17 protein-coding genes and 1 tRNA gene are annotated in these 20,368 nt (G+C 67.8%); 12 read left to right on the top strand and 6 right to left on the bottom strand.

What is annotated here, in order from left to right; all coding sequences use genetic code 11:
• Positions 1-16 precede the first annotated feature (16 nt).
• Both LOS78_RS02085 and LOS78_RS02080 read left to right on the top strand, forming a co-directional pair.
• Positions 17-586, top strand: a complete 570-nt coding sequence (locus tag LOS78_RS02085) for a peroxidase-related enzyme (protein ID WP_230376665.1) — start codon at positions 17-19, stop codon at positions 584-586.
• Entirely contained in the window at positions 586-1,491 is a 906-nt protein-coding gene (locus tag LOS78_RS02080) for a DMT family transporter (protein ID WP_230376664.1), read from the top strand. Before LOS78_RS02085 ends, LOS78_RS02080 begins: the two co-directional genes overlap by 1 nt.
• Positions 1,492-1,591: 100 nt before the next feature.
• Here LOS78_RS02080 and LOS78_RS02075 read toward each other — a convergent pair whose 3' ends face one another.
• Positions 1,592-3,550, bottom strand: coding sequence for a protein meaA (locus LOS78_RS02075; RefSeq protein WP_028716325.1), 1,959 nt, complete (start codon positions 3,548-3,550; stop codon positions 1,592-1,594).
• 269 nt (positions 3,551-3,819) lie between these two features.
• Between LOS78_RS02075 and LOS78_RS02070 the strand changes: the two genes are divergently transcribed.
• The 4 genes from LOS78_RS02070 (at position 3,820) to LOS78_RS02055 (ending at position 8,495) form a co-directional block, all read left to right on the top strand.
• Positions 3,820-4,692, top strand: a complete 873-nt coding sequence (locus LOS78_RS02070) for an alpha/beta hydrolase (RefSeq protein ID WP_230376663.1) — start codon at positions 3,820-3,822, stop codon at positions 4,690-4,692.
• 183 nt (positions 4,693-4,875) lie between these two features.
• Positions 4,876-6,165, top strand: a complete 1,290-nt coding sequence (gene ccrA / locus LOS78_RS02065) for a crotonyl-CoA carboxylase/reductase (RefSeq protein ID WP_028712482.1) — start codon at positions 4,876-4,878, stop codon at positions 6,163-6,165.
• A gap of 267 nt (positions 6,166-6,432) precedes the next feature.
• Complete coding sequence (gdhA, locus tag LOS78_RS02060; RefSeq protein ID WP_028712481.1) at positions 6,433-7,794, top strand: NADP-specific glutamate dehydrogenase; 1,362 nt, start codon at positions 6,433-6,435, stop codon at positions 7,792-7,794.
• A 95-nt stretch (positions 7,795-7,889) separates the two neighbouring features.
• A complete protein-coding gene (locus LOS78_RS02055) occupies positions 7,890-8,495 on the top strand; it encodes a gamma-glutamyl kinase (protein ID WP_230376662.1) in 606 nt (201 codons plus the stop codon).
• Here the strand turns inward: LOS78_RS02055 and LOS78_RS02050 are convergent.
• The gene (locus LOS78_RS02050) at positions 8,483-8,935 is read right to left on the bottom strand and encodes a type II toxin-antitoxin system RatA family toxin (protein ID WP_028712479.1); all 453 of its coding nucleotides are present in this window, start codon (positions 8,933-8,935) and stop codon (positions 8,483-8,485) included. The genes LOS78_RS02055 and LOS78_RS02050 overlap by 13 nt on opposite strands.
• 55 nt (positions 8,936-8,990) lie before the next feature.
• Here LOS78_RS02050 and LOS78_RS02045 point away from each other — a divergent pair, with 55 nt between their 5' ends.
• On the top strand, positions 8,991-9,179 hold the full coding sequence (locus tag LOS78_RS02045; protein ID WP_028712478.1) for a hypothetical protein: 189 nt from the start codon (positions 8,991-8,993) through the stop codon (positions 9,177-9,179).
• A 92-nt stretch (positions 9,180-9,271) separates the two neighbouring features.
• Here LOS78_RS02045 and LOS78_RS02040 read toward each other — a convergent pair whose 3' ends face one another.
• Positions 9,272-10,123, bottom strand: coding sequence for a neutral zinc metallopeptidase (locus tag LOS78_RS02040; RefSeq protein WP_230376661.1), 852 nt, complete (start codon positions 10,121-10,123; stop codon positions 9,272-9,274).
• A 131-nt stretch (positions 10,124-10,254) separates the two neighbouring features.
• On the opposite strand from LOS78_RS02040, the gene LOS78_RS02035 reads away from it, so the two are divergent.
• The 4 genes from LOS78_RS02035 to LOS78_RS02020 all read left to right on the top strand — a co-directional run bounded on the left by LOS78_RS02035 (position 10,255) and on the right by LOS78_RS02020 (position 15,365).
• Complete coding sequence (locus tag LOS78_RS02035) at positions 10,255-10,851, top strand: DedA family protein (protein ID WP_028712476.1); 597 nt, start codon at positions 10,255-10,257, stop codon at positions 10,849-10,851.
• Positions 10,852-10,904: 53 nt separating this feature from the next.
• Positions 10,905-11,399: a disulfide bond formation protein B gene (locus tag LOS78_RS02030; protein WP_230376660.1), complete on the top strand. Its 495-nt coding sequence runs from the start codon at positions 10,905-10,907 to the stop codon at positions 11,397-11,399.
• Positions 11,400-11,493: 94 nt separating this feature from the next.
• Positions 11,494-14,238: a DNA gyrase subunit A gene (gyrA, locus tag LOS78_RS02025; RefSeq protein ID WP_371824703.1), complete on the top strand. Its 2,745-nt coding sequence runs from the start codon at positions 11,494-11,496 to the stop codon at positions 14,236-14,238.
• Positions 14,239-14,294: 56 nt separating this feature from the next.
• Positions 14,295-15,365: an AI-2E family transporter gene (locus LOS78_RS02020; RefSeq protein WP_028712473.1), complete on the top strand. Its 1,071-nt coding sequence runs from the start codon at positions 14,295-14,297 to the stop codon at positions 15,363-15,365.
• Between the two features lie 85 nt (positions 15,366-15,450).
• Here LOS78_RS02020 and LOS78_RS02015 read toward each other — a convergent pair whose 3' ends face one another.
• From LOS78_RS02015 to LOS78_RS02005, 3 genes are read right to left on the bottom strand one after another with little or no spacing between them, the layout of a single operon-like run.
• The gene (locus tag LOS78_RS02015; protein ID WP_230376659.1) at positions 15,451-17,886 is read right to left on the bottom strand and encodes a DUF3772 domain-containing protein; all 2,436 of its coding nucleotides are present in this window, start codon (positions 17,884-17,886) and stop codon (positions 15,451-15,453) included.
• 8 nt (positions 17,887-17,894) lie between these two features.
• Entirely contained in the window at positions 17,895-18,926 is a 1,032-nt protein-coding gene (locus LOS78_RS02010; protein ID WP_230376658.1) for a cysteine synthase A, read from the bottom strand.
• A gap of 46 nt (positions 18,927-18,972) precedes the next feature.
• Entirely contained in the window at positions 18,973-20,067 is a 1,095-nt protein-coding gene (locus LOS78_RS02005; RefSeq protein WP_305802563.1) for an NUDIX domain-containing protein, read from the bottom strand.
• Positions 20,068-20,216: 149 nt separating this feature from the next.
• On the opposite strand from LOS78_RS02005, the gene LOS78_RS02000 reads away from it, so the two are divergent.
• Positions 20,217-20,306, top strand: a tRNA-Ser gene (locus LOS78_RS02000).
• Positions 20,307-20,368 lie beyond the last annotated feature (62 nt).

Here is a 20,368-nt window from a genome sequence, read left to right as displayed (position 1 = left end):
CCCGGAGGACCGAGCCATGACCCATCCCATCAGCCGCTTTCCCGTGCCCTCGCTTGACGAGATGCCCGAGGACATCGCCACGCGCATCCGCAAGGTGGCCGAGAAATCCGGCTTCGTGCCGAACGTCTTCCTGGCGCTGGCGCATCGCCCGGACGAGTTCCGCGCCTTCTTCGCCTATCACGACGCGCTGATGGAGCGCGAGTCGGGCCTGACCAAGGCCGAGCGCGAGCTGATCGTGGTCGCCACCTCGGGGCTGAACCAGTGCCAGTATTGCGTGGTGGCGCATGGCGCGATCCTGCGCATCCGCGCGAAGAATGCCTTCATCGCCGACCAGGCGGCGGTGAACTGGCGCAAGGCCGACCTCACGCCGCGCGAACGCGCCATGCTGGCCTATGCCGAGAAGGTGGCGCTGAACGCCCAGCAGATCGGCAAGGCGGATCACCAGGCGCTGCGCGAGGCCGGCTTCGACCAGGACGAGATCTGGGACATCGGCGCCATCGCCGCCTTCTTCGGCATGTCGAACCGGCTGGTGAATGCCGGCGACATCCGGCCGAACGACGAATTCTACATGCTGGGCCGCGGCTGATGGCCGAACTGTCCGCGGTGCCGCAGATGCGGCGCGAGGCGCTGCAGGGCCATGCGGCGATGCTGCTGTTCTCGGCCGCGATCGCCGGCTCGTTCTCGCTCGGCGCGCGGGCGGCGAACCTGATCGACCCGGCGGCGATCTCGGCGGCGCGCTTCGCCATCGCAGCGGGCGTGGTCGGCGGCGTGGCCCTTGCCGGCCCCGGCATCCCGCGCGCAAGCTTTCGGGCACCCTGGCGCTACCTTCTGCTGGGCGGGCTTTTCGCCGCCTATTTCGTGCTGATGTTCGAGGGGCTCAAGACCGCTCTGCCGGTCTCGGCGGCGGCGGTGTTCACGTTGACGCCGCTGATGTCGGCGGGCTTCGGCTGGCTTCTGATGCGTCAGCGCATGACCGGGCGCATCGCCGTGGCGCTGGCGCTGGGGGCGGCGGGCTCGCTCTGGGTGATCTTCGGCGGCGACGCGGCGGCGCTGATGCGGCTGGAATTCGGCCGCGGCGAGGCGATCTACCTGGTCGGCTGCGCGGCGCATGCGCTCTATACGCCGATGGTGCGGCGGCTGAACCGCGGCGAGACGCCGATCGTGTCGACCTTCGCCACGCTCTGCGCAGGCGGGCTGATCCTGCTGGTCTGGGGCGGAGAGGCGATCCTGCGCACCGATTGGGCGCATCTGCCGGCCATCGTCTGGGTGACGCTGCTCTATGTGGCGATCTTCGCCAGCGCGCTGACCACGGCGCTGGTGCAATTCGCCACCATGCGCCTGCCCTCCTCCAAGGTGATGGCCTATACCTATCTGACCCCGGCCTGGGTGATCGGGCTCGAGGCCGCATTGACCCGTGGCCTGCCGCCGCTCGCCGTGCTGCCCGGGGTGCTGGCGACCGTCGCCGCGCTGCTTCTGCTGCTGAAGGACTGACGGCGCGGCCGCGATTTGGGTATTTGCACAACAGAGAAGCCGAGGGCACCGCTCCCGGACTTCTTCGTTCCTCAAATACCCATGCGGCCTTGCCACCGGATCAGGCGACCGCCTCCTCGGGCTCGACCAGGGCCACGATATCCATCATGATCCGGTTGAGCTCGAAATCCTTGGGCGTATAGACCCGCGCCACGCCCATCTTCAGCAGCCGGGCCGCGTCCTCGTCGGGGATGATGCCGCCTACCACCACCGGGACATGCGAAAGACCGGCGGCTCGCATGCGCTCCATCAGTTCCTCGATCAGCGGCAGGTGGCTGCCCGACAGGATCGACAGGCCGACGACATGGGCATTGTCCTCGGCGGCGCGCGTCACGATCTGCTCGGGCGTCAGGCGGATGCCTTCATAGGTGATGTCCATGCCGCAATCGCGGGCGCGGAAGGCGATCTGCTCGGCGCCGTTGGAATGGCCGTCGAGCCCGGGCTTGCCGACCAGGAATTTCAGCCGCCGGCCCAGGCGGCGGCTGACGGCGTCCACCGCCTCGCGGATCGGCTCCAGCCCCTCGGTGCGGTTGGACGGGCTGGCCGAGACGCCGGTCGGGCCGCGATATTCGCCGTGCACCTGGCGCATCACCGCCGCCCATTCGCCGGTCGTCGCACCCGCCTTGGCCGCGGCGATGGAAAACGGCATGACGTTCTGGCCCCTCTGCGCGGCATCGCGCAGCGCGGCGAGGGCGGTCTCGACGGCCGCCTCGTCGCGCGCCTGCCGCCAGGCGTTCAGCCGGGCGATCTGGTCCTGCTCGACCGCCGGATCGACGACCATGATGCCGCCGTCGCCCGCGGTCAGCGGCGAGGGCTCGCCCTGCTGCCAGCGATTGACGCCCACGACCACCGTTTCGTTGGCCTCGATCCGGTTCAACCGCTCGGCGTTGGATTCGACCAGCCGCGACTTCATGTATTCGATGGCGGCAATGGCGCCGCCCATTTCGTCCAGCGTCGCCAGCTCCGCGCGGGCGCCGGATTTCAGCTCCTCGACCTTGGCGGCGATGGCCGGGTTGCCGTCGAAGAGGTCGCCATATTCCAGCAGGTCGGTTTCATAGGCGACGATCTGCTGCATCCTTAGCGACCATTGCTGGTCCCAGGGGCGCGGCAGGCCCAGCGCCTCGTTCCAGGCCGGCAGCTGCACCGCGCGGGCGCGGGCATTCTTCGACAGCACCACCGCCAGCATCTCCAGCAGGATGCGATAGACGTTGTTCTCCGGCTGCTGCTCGGTCAGGCCCAGCGAGTTCACCTGCACGCCATAGCGGAAGCGGCGGTATTTTTCCTCCTCGATGCCATAGCGGGTACGGCAGATCTCGTCCCAGAGTTCGGTGAAGGCGCGCATCTTGCACATCTCGGTCACGAAGCGGATGCCGGCGTTCACGAAGAAGCTGATGCGCCCGACCATGGCCGGGAAATCCTGCGGCTCGACCTTGGTTTTCAGATCGTCGAGCACCGCGATGCCCGTGGCCAGCGCATAGGCCAGCTCCTGCTCGGGCGTCGCCCCCGCCTCTTGCAGGTGGTAGGAGCAGACGTTCATCGGGTTCCATTTCGGCAGGTGCTTCGCCGTATAGGCCGCGACGTCGGTGATCATCCGCAGCGAGGGCTTCGGCGGGCAGATATAGGTGCCGCGCGACAGGTATTCCTTGATGATGTCGTTCTGCACCGTGCCTTGCAGCTTGGTGACATCTGCACCCTGCTCCTCGGCCACGGCGATATAGAGCGACAAGAGCCAGGGCGCGGTGGCGTTGATGGTCATCGAGGTGTTCATCTGTTCCAGCGGGATCTGGTCGAACAGCGCCCGCATGTCGCCCAGGTGGCAGATCGGCACGCCGACCTTGCCGACCTCTCCCCGCGCCAGGACATGGTCGCTGTCATAGCCGGTCTGCGTCGGCAGGTCGAAGGCCACCGACAGGCCGGTCTGCCCCTTGGCAAGGTTGCCCCGATAAAGTGCGTTGGATTTCTCGGCGGTCGAATGGCCCGCATAGGTGCGGAAGAGCCAGGGTTTGTCTTTCTCGGCCACGGGATTTCCCTCGCAACATTATTACGACAGGCATAGCGATAGCGTAATAATCCTGCCCGGTCAATTCGCCGCATCGCAGAGAGAACCTGACGCTGCGGTCGGTGCGATGTTCTCGGTCGATGCCGTGGAAAACGGCAGAAAACCGGGAAAACCTGCGGCCGGGGCAAATAATGCAGTTGCAGCGTTGGCGGCGGGAAGGGCGGATGCTAGCCTTGGCCCCGACGGACGAGGCCCACGGACGAGGCCCATCGACAGGAACGGAGCGCGCCATGGTGCTGACCCGCCGCTCGACTCTTGGGATCCTGGCCGCTCTGGCGGCTCGGCCGGCCGGGGCGCGGCCCGGATTGCACGATTTGGCCTATTCCGATGCCTCGCCCCGCAACCGGCTGGACATCCATCTGCCGCAGGGCGGCGGACCTTTCCCCTGGCTGCTCGACCTGCATGGCGGCGGCTTCCGCGCCGGCGACAAGCGGCTCTTGCCGGTGCCGCCCGAGCTGCTGCGGGCAGGAATCGCCGTGATCCGAATGAATTACCGGCTGTCGAATGAGGCGCTCTGGCCGGCGCAGGAACAGGATGTGCTGGCCGCTCTGGACTTCCTGCGCCGTGACGGGCCCGATCTGGGCCTGAAGCCGGGGCGCGGCGCCTTGGGCGGGCGTTCGGCCGGGGCGTTCCTGGCGGTCTCGGCGGCGCTGACGCTGGCGATGCAGGGCCGGCCGCCGCGCGCGGTGGTCGATTTCTACGGGCCGATGGACTTCGGCAGCATGGATGCCGACATGGCGCGGCTGGGCGGCGAGCCCAGACGCCTGCCCGCCGATTCGCCGCAAAGCGCCGAATCGCTGCTGGTCGGCTATGCCGTGGGCCAGCGCCGAGACGAGGCGACGGCGCTGTCGCCGGTCGGCCGGCTGGGCGCCATGCGCCCCGGCACGCCGCTGCCGCCGCTGATGATCCGCCACGGGGCAGAAGACCGCATCGTTCCGCCGGGCCAGGCGCGGCGCCTGCGCGAGGCCTGGCTGGCGATCAATCCCGGTGCGGCTGTGGATTTCGCCATTCTGCCCGATGAGCGCCATGGCAGCGCCGGTTTCACGGCTACCCGCACGCAAGAGGCGCTGGCCGGTTTCCTGCTGCGGCATCTGGCGGGGTAAAGACGCCCGATCTGCGCTGCATTGCGGCGCCTCGCAAATCCGTTACGACAGATTATTATAATTTCTGCATCTGGAATGTTGCATTGTTGCGCGGACGATCTTACAACCTGCCCTGTAACCCGCGCTGATTCTGCGCCGCGGCGGAACCCCCGGCGCAAGGAGGCGGCAAGAGAGGACTCTGAGATGGCCCTGGACCAACCGACCCCGATCGCGCCCTATGACGCACCGGAAAAGGACCTTTACGAGATCGGCGAGATGCCGCCTCTGGGCTATGTGCCCAAGCAGATGTACGCTTGGGCGATCCGGCGCGAACGCCATGGCGAGCCCGACAAGGCCATGCAGGTCGAGGTGGTCGAGACGCCGCCCATCGACAGCAACGAGGTGCTGGTCCTGGTGATGGCGGCGGGCGTCAATTACAACGGCATCTGGGCTGGCCTGGGCGTTCCGATCAGCCCCTTCGACGGGCATGGCGCGCCCTATCACATCGCCGGTTCCGACGCCTCGGGCATCGTCTGGGCGGTGGGCGACAAGGTCAAGAACTGGAAGGTCGGCGACGAGGTCGTCATCCACTGCAACCAGGACGACGGCAACGACGAGGAATGCAACGGCGGCGACCCGATGTATTCGCCCAGCCAGCGCATCTGGGGCTATGAGACGCCGGACGGCAGCTTCGCGCAATTCACTCGCGTCCAGGCCCAGCAGCTGATGAAGCGGCCCCGCCACCTGACCTGGGAGGAATCGGCCTGCTACACGCTGACGCTGGCCACCGCCTACCGGATGCTGTTCGGCCACGAGCCGCATGAGCTGAAGCCGGGCATGAACGTGCTGGTCTGGGGCGCCTCGGGCGGGCTTGGCAGCTTCGCCATCCAGCTGATCAACGCGGCGGGGGCGAACGCCATCGGCGTCATCAGCGACGAGGACAAGCGCGAATTCGTCATGTCGCTGGGCGCCAAGGGCGTCATCAACCGCAAGGACTTCAAGTGCTGGGGCCAGCTGCCCACGGTGAACACCCCCGAATACAAGGAGTGGTTCGCCGAGGCGCGCAAGTTCGGCAAGGCGATCTGGGACATCACCGGCAAGGGCGTGAACGTCGACATCGTCTTCGAGCACCCGGGCGAGGCGACCTTCCCCGTCTCGACCCTGGTCTGCAAGAAGGGCGGCATGGTGGTGATCTGCGCCGGCACCTCGGGCTTCAACTGCACCTTCGACGTGCGCTACATGTGGATGCACCAGAAGCGCCTGCAGGGCAGCCACTTCGCGCATCTGAAACAGGCCAGCGCCGCCAACAAGCTGATGCTGGAACGCCGCATCGATCCCTGCATGTCCGAGGTCTTCCCCTGGGCGGAAATCCCGCAGGCGCATCTGAAGATGCTGCGCAACCAGCACAAGCCCGGCAACATGGCGGTGCTGGTGCAGTCGCCGGTCACCGGCCTGCGCACCTTCGAGGACGCGCTGGAGGCGGGGCGGCGCTGACCCGGCCCCCGGCGCATGCCGACCGCCCGGCGCGGGGAGGCGCCGGGCGGTCTTTTCGTTTGCGGAAAGGCGCGGAAAAGCCTGCTGCTCTGTCAACAGGCAGAACAAAATCGCGTTACTCTTTGATATTTACCGATTTATTATCGGGTCGGCACAGCATTCCGCCGAAAACTTCGGCATTTTGCCCAAATATTGCGCCTGCCCCATTCAAACTGCCTGAACCTTGGGCTAAGGAGCCTTCCGACCCCAAGGGAAGGATTCCGCGACATGCCGCAGATCGATGACAAGCTTGCCCCCATCTACGAGGAGGTGGTCCGCCGCAACGCCGGCGAGCCCGAGTTCCATCAGGCCGTGCGCGAGGTGCTGGAAAGCCTGGGCCGGGTGGTCGCCAAGCGCCCGGACTACCTCGAAGACGCGCTGATCGAGCGCATCTGCGAGCCCGAGCGCCAGATCATCTTCCGCGTGCCGTGGACCGACGACAAGGGCCGCGTGCAGATCAATCGCGGCTTCCGGGTGCAGTTCTCCTCGGCCATGGGCCCCTACAAGGGCGGCCTGCGCTTCCACCCCTCGGTGAACGTGGGCATCATCAAGTTCCTCGGCTTCGAACAGATCTTCAAGAACGCGCTGACCGGTCTGCCCATCGGCGGCGGCAAGGGCGGCTCGGACTTCGATCCCAAGGGCCGCTCGGACGGCGAGATCATGCGCTTCTGCCAAAGCTTCATGACCGAGCTTTACCGCCACCTGGGCGAATATACCGACGTGCCGGCCGGCGATATCGGCGTCGGCGCGCGCGAGATCGGCTATATGTTCGGCCAGTACAAGCGCCTGACCAACCGCTACGAGGCCGGCGTGCTGACCGGCAAGGGGCTGTTCTACGGCGGCTCGCTGGCCCGCAAGGAAGCGACCGGCTACGGCAACACCTATTTCACCCAGGCCATGCTGAAGACCGGCGGCACCGATTTCGACGGCAAGACGGTCGTGGTCTCGGGCTCGGGCAACGTCGCGATCTACACCATCGAGAAGGTGCAGGAATTCGGCGGCAAGGTCATCGCCTGCTCGGACAGCTCTGGCTATATCGTGGACGAGTCCGGCATCGACCTGGCGCTAGTCAAGGAAATCAAGGAGGTGCGCCGCGGCCGCATTTCGCAATACGTCCGGATGAAAGGCGAAGGCAACGGCGCCTATTTCGTGAAATCCGGCGAGGGCTCGATCTGGGACGTGGCCTGCGAGGTCGCCATGCCCTCGGCCACGCAGAACGAGCTGACCGGCAAGGACGCGGCCAAGCTGGTCAAGAACGGCGTCACGGCGGTCGGCGAGGGCGCGAACATGCCCTGCACCCCCGAGGCGATCCGCGCCTTCCAGCAGGCCGGCGTCAAGTTCGGCCCCGGCAAGGCGGCGAATGCCGGCGGCGTCGCCACCTCGGCGCTGGAGATGCAGCAGAACGCCTCGCGCGACCGCTGGTCCTTCGAGAAGACCGAGGCGAAGCTGGCCGAGATCATGCGCGACATCCATGACAGCTGCTACAGCACGGCCGAGGAATTCGGCGCCCCGGGCGATTACGTGATCGGCGCCAACATCGCCGGCTTCATCCGCGTGGCCGAGCCGATGCGCGCCTTCGGCGTGATCTGATCCCCTGCGCGGGCCGGCACCCCCGGCCCGCCTTGCCAGCCCGGGACACGCCCGCTAATGCGCGGGGGTGTTTTCGTCCATGGGTTGTCCTGTTCATGCTGATCTTTCTCAAGCCCCGCCTCGTGCTGCTTTCGGTCCCCAAGACCGGCACCACCGCGCTGGAAGAGGCGCTTTCGCCGCAGGCCGAGATCGCCTTCCGCTCGCGCCCGGAAATCAAGCACCTGAACCTGCGGCAATATCTCAACCGCATCCGGCCGCTGCTGAACCCGCTGGGCGGGCCGGAATTCGAGACGGTGGCGGTGGTGCGCGAGCCGCTGGACTGGCTGCGCAGCTGGTATCGCTTCCGCGCCCGCGACGGGCTGATCGGCCATGCGAACAGCACCGCCCATGTCAGCTTCGAGGCGTTCGCCGCCGATTACCTGCGGCCGGGGAACCGGCCCGAATACGCCCGGCTGGGCCGGCAGTCGGAATTCCTGATCGACCATGACGGCGCCATCGCGGTCGATCACGTCTTCCGCTACGAGGCGATGCCGGCGCTGGTCGAATTCCTGTCGCAGCGCCTCGGCACCCGGATCGCGCTGCGGCGCAGGAACGTCTCGCCCCAGGCCACGACCGACCTGCCGCCGGCGGCCGAGGCGCGGCTGCGCGAGGCGCTGGCGCCGGAATACGCGATCTGGCAGGCCGCCCGTCAGGTCCCGTAAAGCGCCTTGGCCCGGTCCTCGAAGGCCCGGACGATGCGCGACATCGCCTCGCCGAAGACCACGCCGATCACCTTGCCGAGAATGGCGTTGCGGAATTCGAAATCGACGAAGAACTCCACCCTGCAGCCGCCTTCCGGCAGGTCCGCGAAGCTCCAGCCGCTGCGCAGATACTTGAACGGCCCGTCCAGATATTCGGTGTCGATGCGCCTGGTCTCGGGCCACAAGGTCACGCGAGAGCCGAATCGTTCGCGGAACACCTTGAAACTGATGACCAGGTCAGCCTCGACCACTTCGCTGCCCGAAGCGCCGGGCCGGCGCGCGCGGATGCGGGCGGCGGTGTTCCAGGGCAGGAACTCGGGATATCTTTCGATATCGGCCACCAGCGCATACATCTGGTCGGCGGTATAGGGCAGGATGCGGCTGTCGCTGTGCTGGGGCAAGGAAATCGTCCGGGGCCGTATTCGTTTCGGGCAGCACTAGCAAAGGAAAGGGGCGATGAACAACCTCATCTGGCTGATCCGGGCTTCACGCTGGGCAAGACACCCGCCGAAGCCGCGCACCGTGATGCTGGTGCTCGCCATCATCGCGGCGGGCCTGCTGCTGGCGGGGCTGGAACATTTCGGGCTCTGGCCGGACTGGGCGACCATGGACCGGCCACGCGGCCTGCACCTACAGCGCCCGTAAGGCCGCTCCGGCCCCCTTTCCTCATACCCCCGCAACGGCGTCCTCAAGCCCAGCGCCCGGCTTCTTCGTTCGGCAAATACCCAAGCGGCCGCCTACATCCCGGCCGCCTTGAACGTGTCGCATTGCGCCATCTGCCCCGAGGCGAAGCCGCGCTTGAACCAGGTCTGGCGCTCGGCGGCCGAGCCATGGGTGAAGGCGTCGGGCACCACCGCGCGGCCGGCGCTTTCCATCAGCGTATCGTCGCCCACGGCGGCAGCGGCGTTGATCGCCTCGTCGATGTCGCCCTCCTCGATGCTGCCGAACTGCTCGCTGGCCTGCCTTGCCCAGATCCCGGCATAGCAATCCGCCTGCAGCTCGGTCAGCACCGAAAGCCGGTTCGAATCGCGCTGGCCGACCCGGGCGCGCAGCCCGTTCACCTCGCCCAGCGTTCCGGTCAGGTTCTGCACGTGATGGCCGATCTCATGCGCGATGACATAGGCATAGGCGAAATCGCCTCCCGCCCCCATCTTGCCGGCCATCACCCGGAAGAAATCCGTGTCCAGATAGACCTTGCGGTCCCCCGGGCAGTAGAACGGCCCCATCGCCGCCGAGGCGCCGCCGCAGGCCGACTGCACCGCGCCCGAGAACAGCACAAGGCCCGGCTCCTGATAGCGCATCCCCGCCTGGTCGGGCAGCACGCCGGCCCAGACCTCCTCGGTATCGGCCAGCACCACCGAGACGAACTGGCCGATCTCGCGCTCTTCCTGGGTCAGCTCGCGCGGCTCGCCCGGCCGGCCGCCATCATCGATGGCGCCGACGATGGGCGAGATGTCGATGCCGAAGAAATAGCCCACCGCCAGCACCACCAGAACGCCGACGACGCCCATGCCGCCCGCGCCCGCCGCCCGGCCCATGCCGCGCCGGTCCTCGACATTCCGGCTGCCGCGTCTGCCCCGCCATTCCATCCGCCACCCTCCCCGCCGCGATCCGGCCCTTCACGCCAAGGTTACCGCAACCTCGTCCCGGCGCAACACCCGCGCAGGGTTGACAGTTCCGGCCCCAGCCCGCAGCAGGGTCCGAAACGAAAGGGGCAGGCATGTTCGACTGGGTGGTTTCGACGATCGAGAGCTGGGGCTATCTCGGCGTGCTGATGCTGATGGTGGCCGAGAACGTCTTTCCGCCCATCCCCTCCGAGGTGATCATGCCGCTGGCCGGCTTCCTGGCCGGCAGCGGCCGCATGTCGCTGACCCTGACCATCCTGGTCGGCACCATCGGCTCGGTCCTGGGCACGCTGATGTGGTATTACATCGGCCTCTGGTTCGGCGAGGAGCGGCTGAAGCGCTTCGCCGCCCGCCATGGCCGTCTGCTGACGCTCTCGCCCTCGGATATCGACGCGGCGCATGACTGGTTCCAGCGCCATGGCGCCATGGCGGTGTTCTTCGGCCGCATGATCCCGGCCATTCGGACGCTGATCTCGGTTCCCGCCGGGCTGGCACGCATGCCGATGTGGAAATTCCTGCTCTATACCGTGATCGGCAGCGCGCTCTGGACCGGGGTGCTGACATTCGCCGGGCTGATGCTGCACGAAAACTATGCGCTGGTCGCGGATTGGGTCGATCCGCTGTCCAAGCTGGTGGTGGTGGCAGTGGTGGCGATCTATCTTTACCGCGTCGTCACCTGGAAGCCGCATTGAGTTCACGCGATTGGCACTTGCCGGCCGCCGCGCGCGGTCCTAACCGAAAGCCCATGAACGGATTTTCGAGCAAGCATATCGCCGTGACCGCCGGCGCGGGTTCCGCCGCCCTGCTGGCCGCCGCGCTGACCTTCCAGAGCCTCGGCTATGCGCCCTGCGAGCTCTGCATCCTGCAACGCTGGCCGCATCTGGTCGCCGCGATCATCGGCGGGCTGATCTGGTTCTTCGGCTGGAAACGCTGGCTGGCGGCGCTGGGGCTGATCGCCGCGCTTTGCGCCACCGGCCTCGCCATCTACCACGCCGGGGTCGAGTTGCAGATCTGGCAGGGACCGCAGCATTGCTCGGGCGGCGTGTCCGGGCTGGCCACCATGTCCACGCAGGACCTGATGGCGGCGCTGCAGCAGGCGCCGGTGGTGCGTTGCGACGAGGTGGCCTGGAGCCTGTTCGGCATCTCGATGGCGGGCTGGAACGCCATTCTCTCGGCCGGGCTTGCGGCGCTGTGGCTGGCTTCGGTCCGCGGCCGCCGGCGCGAGGCCGGGCTGGCCTGAGGCGGGATTTCCCGCCCGGCCGCGCCCCGTCAAGATTGCACCCAAGGCGGGTATGGGATAGACCCATGCCCAACAAGATCTTGAGGTTTCCCCCGTGGCTGACATCCCTGAAAACGACGACGATACCCCCGAGAACGGCGGATCGGAGCGCGCCGTGATGCATCACGACGGCCCGGTGATCGACATCTCGCACGAGATGCGCTCCTCCTATCTCGACTATGCCATGTCGGTGATCGTCAGCCGGGCGATTCCCGACCTGCGCGACGGGCTGAAGCCGGTGCATCGCCGGGTGCTCTTCGCCATGCACGAGACCGGCAACACCCATGACAAGCCCTATCGCAAGTCGGCCCGCCCGGTCGGCGACACCATGGGTAAGTATCACCCGCATGGCGACGCCTCGATCTACGACGCGCTGGTGCGGATGGCGCAGGACTTTTCCATGTCTCTGCCGCTTCTGGACGGCCAGGGCAATTTCGGCAGCATGGACGGCGACAGCCCGGCAGCCATGCGCTATACCGAGGTGCGGATGGACAAGCCCTCGGCCTATCTGCTGATGGATATCGACAAGGACACCGTCGATTTCCAGGACAATTACGACGGCAAGGACCGCGAGCCGACCGTGCTGCCGGCGCGTTTCCCGAACATGCTGGTCAACGGCGCCGGCGGCATCGCCGTCGGCATGGCGACCAACATCCCGCCGCACAACCTGGGCGAGGTCGTGGACGCCACGCTGGCGCTGATCGAGAACCCGGACCTGCCGACCGAGCGGCTGCTGGAGATCGTGCCCGGCCCGGACTTCCCGACCGGCGGCATCATCCTGGGCCGCTCGGGCGTGCGCAAGGCCTATCTGGAAGGGCGCGGCAGCATCGTCGTGCGGGCCAAGACCCGGATCGAGGAGACCCGCGCCGGCCGTCAGGCGATCATCCTCGACGAGATCCCCTTCCAGGTGAACAAGGCGACGCTGATCGAGAAGATCGCCGAGCTTGCCAAGGAAAAGCGCATCGAGGGCATCGCCCATGTGCAGGACGAATCCGACCGCGTCGGCGTGCGGGTGGTGATCGAGCTGAAGCGCGACGCCACCGCCGAGGTGGTGCTGAACCAGCTGTTCCGCTTTACCCCCATGCAGACCAGCTTCGGCGCCAACATGCTGGCGCTGAACGGCGGCCGGCCCGAGCAGCTGACGCTGCGCGACTTCCTGACGCATTTCATCGCCTTCCGCGAGGAGGTGGTCGCCCGCCGCACCGCCTATGAGCTGAAGAAGGCGCGCGAGCGGGCGCATGTGCTCTGCGGCCTTGCCGTCGCGGTCTCGAACGTGGACGAGGTGGTGGCGACGATCCGCAGCTCGGCCGACGCCGCCGAGGCGCGGGCGCGGCTGATGGAGCGGCGCTGGCCGGCGCATGAGATCGTGGAATACCTGCGGCTGATCGACGACCCGCTGCATCCGGTGAACGAGGACGGCACCTACAACCTGTCCGAGACCCAGGCCCGCGCCATCCTGGAACTTCGCCTGCAGCGCCTGACCCAGCTGGGCGTGCAGGAGGTCACCGACGAGCTGAAGACGCTGGCCGATTCCATCCGGGAATTCCTGGCCATCCTCGCCTCGCGCGAGCGGATCATGGGCATCATCTCGAACGAGCTGACCGAGGTGAAGACCCTCTTCGCCGTGCCGCGCCGGACCGAGATCACCGACTGGGCCGGCGATCTGGACGACGAGGACCTGATCGAGCGCGAGGACATGGTCGTCACCATCACCTCGGGCGGCTATATCAAGCGCACGGCCCTGGCCGAGTTCCGCAGCCAGCGCCGCGGCGGCAAGGGCCTGTCCAGCATGGCGACGAAAGAGGACGACGTGGTGACGACCCTGTTCGTCGCCAATACCCATACGGAACTGCTGTTCTTCACCACCGACGGCATGGTCTATCGGATGAAGACCTGGCGGCTACCCTTGGGCGGGCGGACCGCCAAGGGCAAGGCCATCGTCAATATCCTGCCGATCCAGCCCGGGGTTTCCATCGCCGCGCTGATGCCGGTCGATGCGCCGCAAAGCGAATGGGACGGCTACCAGGTGATCTTCGCCACCTCGGAAGGCGACGTGCGCCGCAACGCGCTGTCGGATTTCGCCAATGTCATGCGCAACGGCAAGATCGCCATGAAGCTGCCCGAAGGGGTCGAGCTGATCGGCGCCCGCATGGCGACCGAGAATGACGACGTGATGCTGGTCACCGCCGCCGGCCGGGCGATCCGCTTCCCGACCACCGACGTGCGGGTGTTCAAGGGCCGCGATTCCACCGGCGTGCGCGGCATCCGGCTGGTGAACGACGGCGACAAGGTGGTCAGCATGTCGGTGATCCGGCATTTCGAGGCCGGGTCCGAAGAACGCGCCGCCTATCTGAAGATGCGCCGCGCCGTGGCCGGCGCGCTGGACGACGGCGCCGAGGAGGACGAGGACGAGGATGCCGTGGCCGAGACCGCGATCTCGCAGGAACGCTATGCCGAGATGTCGGCCGCCGAGGAGCTGATCCTGACCATCACCGCCAAGGGCGCCGGCAAGATCAGTTCGTCGCACGACTATCCGCTGCGCGGCCGCGGCGGCCAGGGCGTCATGGCGATGGACAAGGCCATGCGCGGCGGGCCGCTGGTCGCGAGCTTCCCGGTCGAGGGCGACGACCAGATCATGCTGGCGACCTCGACCGGCCAATCGATCCGGGTGCCGGTCGAGGGCATCAGCTTCCGCTCGCGCTCTGCCGGCGGCGTGCGCGTCTTCAGCACCGCACCCGGCGAGGAGGTGGTTTCTGTTGCCCGCATCGCCGAGAATGGCGAGGATGAGGCCGAAGCCTGAGACGGGGCCGGGGCGCGCGCATCGCGCCCTGCCGCCGACAGCATGAGGGGATGGGATTGAACGGGCGGGACTCGCATCTGGGCGAGCGGTTGCAGACCGGCTTTCTGGGCGTGATCGCCTTTGGCCTGATCCTGTTCCTGCTGGTGCAGGCGCGCTTCATCCTCATCTGCCTGGTGCTGGCCATCATCATCTTCTCGCTGACCAGCGACGCGATTTCCGCCTTTGCAAGGCTGAAGGTGCCGAACTGGCTGGCGACGACGCTGGCGCTGATCGCCATCGCCATCGGCCTGCTCTGGGCGGCGACGGCGGTGGTGGCGCAGGTGAACGAGGTGGTCTCGACCTCGATCGCCTATGCCGACCGGGCGCAGGCGGCGCTGGCGCGGCTCAGCCAGCGCTGGGGGCCGAACGTGCAGGAGGCGATCAGCACCTTCATGGGCAATATCGATGTCGCCGGCTGGATCCGCTCGGCGGCGGCGCAGGCGTCGAACCTGATCTCGGGCTCGGTGCTGATCCTCACCTTCGTCGGCTTCATGTTCAGCGAAAGGATCTGGTTCCCGATCAAGATCGAGCGCCTGACCGGCGACCCGGACCAGGCCCGGCAGGTGCTGGAGACGGTCCACAAGATCATGCGGCGGGTGAACCGCTATCTGGTGGTCAAGGCGGCGATCAGCGCCGTCACGGCGGCGCTGATCTGGACAATCTTCCGGGTGCAGGGGCTGGAACTGGCCGGGGCGGTGGCCATGCTGACCTTCATCCTGAACTTCATCCCGACGCTGGGCTCGATCGCGGCCACGGTCATCACCATAGCCATGGTGCTGGCGCAGACCGGCGACCCGGCAACGACGCTGACCGTGGGCGGGCTGACCGTGGCGGTGCAATTCATCATCGGCAATGTCTTCGATCCGATGCTGCTGGGTCAGACGCTGCGGCTGTCCTCCTTTGGCATCGTGCTGTCGCTGGCGTTCTGGGGCGTGGTCTGGGGCATCGCCGGCACCTTCCTGGCCGTGCCGATCATGGTGGCGATCATGATCGTCTGCGCCCAGATCCCCTGGCTGCGCCCGGTGGCGATCATGCTTTCGCAAGAGGGCCTGCCCGAACAGGAGCCGCCCAGCGGCCTGCGCCGCTAGGCGCAAGAGGCGGGCGCGGCGCCGGCTTGAACCGGACGGGGCCTGGGGCGCGGCCGGCGGACCATGCGCAAGGCGCGGCGCCTTCTCAGCTGCTGCGGCCGGTCGGGTCTTCTTCGTCCTGCGGGCCGACGGAGGAGAGGGCGGCAGGCGCCTCGCCCTCGGCCTGGTGCAGGTAGATATCCTGCGCGCCTCGCGCGCTGCCGGGCAGCGCGATCCCCGCCGCGGCAAAGCGTTCCAGGATCTGATGATTGATCTCGGAGACGATCGAGGTGCCGCCGTTGATGTCGGAAAGCACGGCGCGCAGTTCGTAATTCTGTCCCGTGGGCGTGATGCTGCGCAACAGCACCGCCGGGGGCGGGTTCACCAACACCGTCGGCTGGTCCTCGGCGATCTCGCGCAAAAGCGCGGCCACCTGCCGGCTGTCGGCCGTCACCCCCACCGTGATCGGCACGATGATCCGCCCGGCCAGGCTGCCGCGCGTCCAGTTGGTGACCGGCTGGGTGATCAGGTTCGAATTCGGCACGATCACCTGGGTGCGGTCGAAGGTCTGGATCTGGGTGGCCCGCACCGCCATCTTCTTGACGATGCCCTGCTGGCCGCCGACCTCGATCCAGTCGCCGACCGCGATGGGCCGCTCGACCAGCAGGATGATGCCCGACACGAAGTTCGACACCACCTGCTGCATGCCGAAACCGATGCCGACCGACAGCGCACCGGCGACGAAGGCCAGCGAGGTCAGGTCGATCCCGGCCGAGGTGACGGCAAAGACCGCCGCCAGCGCCACGCCGACATAGCCGATCATCGAGGAGACCGCGTTCTGCCCGCCCGCATCCAGCCGGGTCTTGGGCAGGATCGAGCTGCGGAAGGCGCCCTGCACGAAATTGGTCAGGAAATAGCCGATGGCAAAGACGATCAGGAAGGTCAGGATCGCCATCGGCGACAGCCGCACGCCGCCGAAGGCGAAGCCCTGCTGCGCCTTGCTCCAGGCCTCGGCCAGGTCGCTGGCGCGGGCGCCCCAGATCAGCGCGAAAAGCGGCAGCGACAGCAGGATCAGCGCAAAGCCGACCAGCACCGGCATCAGCGCGTCGCGCGCCGACTGGTCGCCGCCCTTGGCCATGGCGTAGAAGTCGGCAGTGAAGTCCTGCAGGATGATCAGCAGCCCGACCAGCGCCAGGGTCAGCACCAGCGCCCAGAGCAGCGCGTTGCCCGCCGTGACATAGCCCGCCGCCACCAGAACCGGCGCGACCAGCGCCGCCAGCCGCCCCACCATGGCAAGGAAGCTGACCACGCGGATGCGGTAATCCGGCGTGTCCGAGCCCTCGGCCGCCCGCAGCCCGCGCAGCATGTTGCAAAGCTGGAACAGGCAGAAGGCGCCGAACAGCACCAGCAGGAAGTGCCAGACCCCGGCCGAAGCCTCGCCAAGGCGCTGGGGCACGGTATCGGTGTCGTTCTGGCTGTTGAAGCCGGAAAGCGGCAGGATGGAGCGGGCGAAAAGCTGGTGCAGCGCCAGGGCCGAGGCCAGCAGCGTGGCCCGCAGCCGCGCTTTGGCGCAGTGCTCCTCGCTCATCGGCAGCGGCGGCTGCACGGCGGTGTCGGGCGCGGGGAACAGCCGGCGCGCCAGCCAGATGCCGCCGAAGAAGGACAGCCCCGCCGCCGGCACCGATCGCAAGAGCGGCATGCCCCACTCTTCCAGCAGATCGGTCGAGGCCAGCGCCGCCGCAAACAGGATCACCCCGATCAGCGGGATGGCGATCTGACCCAGAGAGACGCCGAAGATCAGCGCCGCCCGCGACCGCTCGCTGGCGCGCGCCGACAGCCGCGACGGCAGGGAATCGACCCAGTGCCGGCCGCGCGACAGCAGCAGCAGGGCCACCAGCAGGAAGCCGCCGATCAGCGGCAGGCGCGCGGTAAAGCCGCTCATGCCGCCGGTGCTGTCCCAGCGGTTGCGCGCCTCGGCATAGATCTGGCCGGCGACATGGCCCGCCTCGGCCATGGCCGGTCCCCAGTTGGCCGGGTTCAGCGGCGAGGGCGTCTTGCGGATCAGCGCGAAGGTCTGGCGGGCGCGCAGGGTCTGGTCGATCTGGGTGACGATGCCGTCGGCCCGCCCGTAGGATTCCACCGCCTGCAACCCCGGTGCCTGCAGGGTCGAGAGCTGCTCGTTCAGCTCCTTGCGGCGGGCGGCGATGTCCTCGGATTCCGTCTGGCCCTCGGCCGGGGGCGGGCCGAGCGCGGCGATCTGTTCCTTCAGCGTGGCGATCCGCGTGGCGTTGATGCCCTGCGCCGCCTTAAGCCGCTCGCGCCATTTCACCACCTCGTCGCGGATGGTCTGCAGCCGGACGTCATTGGCCGAGCCGGATTCCAGGATCTGCTCGGCCTGCTCGGCCAGCTTGTTCCAGGCGGCGAAATCCGGGGCCTCGGCCTCTTGCTGCGCCAGCACCGGCAGGCTGAAGGCCAGCAGGAACACGGCCAGCAGCGTCGCAAGGCGGGGCAGCGCGGCAAGGCGGGACGAAAGGCGGGGCATGGGGCGGGTCAGTCCTGATACACCTCGGGCAGGTCCGCCGGCTGGCGCGTCATCCATTCCGGCACCGGCAGGCCCTTGGCCCGCAGGAAGTCGGGGTTGAAGAGCTTGGTCTGGTAACGCGTGCCATAGTCGCAAAGCACCGTCACGATGGTGTGACCGGGACCCATGTCCTTCGCCATGCGGATCGCGCCGGCAACGTTTATTCCCGACGAGCCGCCCAGGCAGAGCCCCTCGTATTCCAGCAGGTCGAAGATCACCGGCAGCGCCTCGGCATCCGGGATGCGATAGGCGAAATCCGGGGTGAAGCCTTCGAGATTCGCGGTGATGCGGCCTTGGCCGATGCCCTCGGTGATCGAGGAACCGGGCGATTCGAACTTGCCCTCGGTATAGAAGCTGTAAAGCGCCGCGCCCTCGGGATCGGCCAGGCCCATCTTGACGCCCTTGGGCTGCAAGGCCATGGCGACGCCCGCCAGCGTCCCGCCCGAACCGACCGCGCAGACGAAGCCGTCCACGCGGCCGCCCGTCTGTTCCCAGATCTCGGGGCCGGTGGTTTCCAGATGCGCCTGGCGGTTGGCGACATTGTCGAACTGGTTGGCCCAGATGGCGCCGTTCGGCTCGGACCTGGCCAGCTCCTCGGCCAGGCGGCCGGAATAGCGCACGTAGTTGTTGGGGTTCTTGTAGGGCTGCGCAGGCACCTCGACCAGCTCGGCCCCGGCCAGGCGCAGCATGTCCTTTTTCTCCTGGCTCTGCGTCTCGGGGATCACGATGACCGAGCGGAAGCCCATCGAGGCGCCGACCAGCGCCAGGCCGATGCCGGTATTGCCCGCCGTGCCCTCGACGATGGTGCCGCCCGGCTTCAGCTCGCCCCGCTCCAGCGCGTCCTTGATGATATAGAGCGCGGCGCGATCCTTGACCGACTGGCCCGGGTTCATGAACTCGGCCTTGCCCAGGATCTCGCAGCCGGTCTCTTCCGAGGCGCGACGCAGCCGGATCAGGGGAGTGTTGCCGATGGCAGAGGCGAGGTCGGGGCAGATGCGCATGGGCTTGGCCTTTCGCAGGATGTTCCCGCCCGGTTTACACGCCGCCCTATGACGGCGGCAACCCCGCCGGGGCGGTCTCTGCCTCCAGCCCCAGTTCACGGCGGATTTCGTGGCGGCGCAGTTCCAGCCACAGCGCCAGGTTCAGAAGCGGTCCGTTGCGGATCTCGCCCGCCAGCGCCATGCGGGTCAGCTCGGCCCGCGGGATCAGATGCGAGCGGATATCCTCGTCCTCGGCCGCAAGCCCGCCCAGCCCGGCGCTGTCGTCCGGCAGGTCGGCGATGCCGACATAGAGATAAAGGTATTCCGCCACCGCCCCGGGGCTGGGATAGTTGTGCGGCGCCGGGAACAGGCGCGTCACGGCGATGCCGGTTTCCTCGACCGCCTCGCGCCGGGCGGCCTGTTCCGGGGTCTCGCCGGCATCGACGCGGCCGGCCACGGTCTCGTAAAGCCATGGCTGCGCGTCGCCGCGTGCCAAGGGTCCGGCGCGCAGCTGGTCGATCAGCATGACCCGGTCGCGCAGCGGGTCCCAGGGCAGGACGACGGTCGCATCGCCCGAGACGAAGACCGCGCGCAGCAACGGCGGCGTCCAGCCGCCATCGTTGCGGTGCTGGCTGAGCCGGATCGCCTCGACCGAGAAATAGTCGGCATAGGGCTCCTCGACCGAATCGATGCGGGTCCGGTCGATGGCGGCAGGCCCCACATGCGGCAGGCCCGCGGTCTCGGCCAGGGCGCGCTGGCGCGAGGCGACCCAGCTGGCGATCATCGGCAGGCGCTTGCGGATCGCCTCGGCCGGCTGGTCCCAGGGCAGGGCCAGCACCCTGTCTGCCATCGCGGCCGCCAGTTCGGGCTGCCATCCGGATGCGGCCTCGGCCGGCTCGCCCAGGCCCAGCACCTCCCGGCCCTCATGCCGCTGCGGCGCCAGGCCGAAGATCGCGGCATAGCGGCGCAGGGTCGGCGTCCAGTCGGCCTGCCAGAGCGGCAGGCTGTCGCTGCCCACGGCCAGGCGGGGCCAGCCGTCCGCCGCGATCCCGGCCATGCGGCCGCCGATCAGCCTGCCCTGCAACGGTTCGGCCTCGATGGCTTGCGGGGCCAGGCGGGCCCGCAGGAGCGGATGCGCCAGCGGCCCGATCAGCAGCGGCATGGCCGCGGTCCCCGGATGCTTTCGGCCTGCCCGGCCCTGCCTGTTTCTGCCATGATCCCTCCAAGGGACAAAATTTTCGCGGTTTTCGCGCGAAGCCCCTTGCGCTTCAACCCCCGCCCGTCTAAATCGCCGCCACCACCCGAAAGCGCGGAGAGGTGCCGGAGTGGTCGAACGGGGCGGTCTCGAAAACCGTTGAGCCTTCACGGGTTCCGTGGGTTCGAATCCCACCCTCTCCGCCACTTTCCCCAGCAGCATCAGCAAAAACAGCCGCTTAGGCAAAGACAGTGGCCCGTTTTGTGTC

Origin of the sequence: Paracoccus sp. MA, from assembly GCF_020990385.1 — a bacterium.
In the GTDB taxonomy this organism is placed as follows: Bacteria; Pseudomonadota; Alphaproteobacteria; order Rhodobacterales; family Rhodobacteraceae; genus Paracoccus.
The sequence above is the reverse complement of the archived record's forward strand: the minus strand, read 5'-3'. Positions and strand labels throughout refer to the sequence as shown.

Coding starts and splice junctions, on each gene's coding strand:
- LOS78_RS02085 (WP_230376665.1), top strand. CDS start 17: ATGACCCATCCCATCAGCCGCTTTCCCGTGCCCTCGCTTGACGAGATG.
- LOS78_RS02080 (WP_230376664.1), top strand. CDS start 586: ATGGCCGAACTGTCCGCGGTGCCGCAGATGCGGCGCGAGGCGCTGCAG.
- LOS78_RS02070 (WP_230376663.1), top strand. CDS start 3,820: ATGGTGCTGACCCGCCGCTCGACTCTTGGGATCCTGGCCGCTCTGGCG.
- ccrA (WP_028712482.1), top strand. CDS start 4,876: ATGGCCCTGGACCAACCGACCCCGATCGCGCCCTATGACGCACCGGAA.
- gdhA (WP_028712481.1), top strand. CDS start 6,433: ATGCCGCAGATCGATGACAAGCTTGCCCCCATCTACGAGGAGGTGGTC.
- LOS78_RS02055 (WP_230376662.1), top strand. CDS start 7,890: ATGCTGATCTTTCTCAAGCCCCGCCTCGTGCTGCTTTCGGTCCCCAAG.
- LOS78_RS02045 (WP_028712478.1), top strand. CDS start 8,991: ATGAACAACCTCATCTGGCTGATCCGGGCTTCACGCTGGGCAAGACAC.
- LOS78_RS02040 (WP_230376661.1), bottom strand. CDS start 10,123: ATGGAATGGCGGGGCAGACGCGGCAGCCGGAATGTCGAGGACCGGCGC.
- LOS78_RS02035 (WP_028712476.1), top strand. CDS start 10,255: ATGTTCGACTGGGTGGTTTCGACGATCGAGAGCTGGGGCTATCTCGGC.
- LOS78_RS02030 (WP_230376660.1), top strand. CDS start 10,905: ATGAACGGATTTTCGAGCAAGCATATCGCCGTGACCGCCGGCGCGGGT.
- LOS78_RS02015 (WP_230376659.1), bottom strand. CDS start 17,886: ATGCCCCGCCTTTCGTCCCGCCTTGCCGCGCTGCCCCGCCTTGCGACG.
- LOS78_RS02010 (WP_230376658.1), bottom strand. CDS start 18,926: ATGCGCATCTGCCCCGACCTCGCCTCTGCCATCGGCAACACTCCCCTG.
- LOS78_RS02005 (WP_305802563.1), bottom strand. CDS start 20,067: ATGCCGCTGCTGATCGGGCCGCTGGCGCATCCGCTCCTGCGGGCCCGC.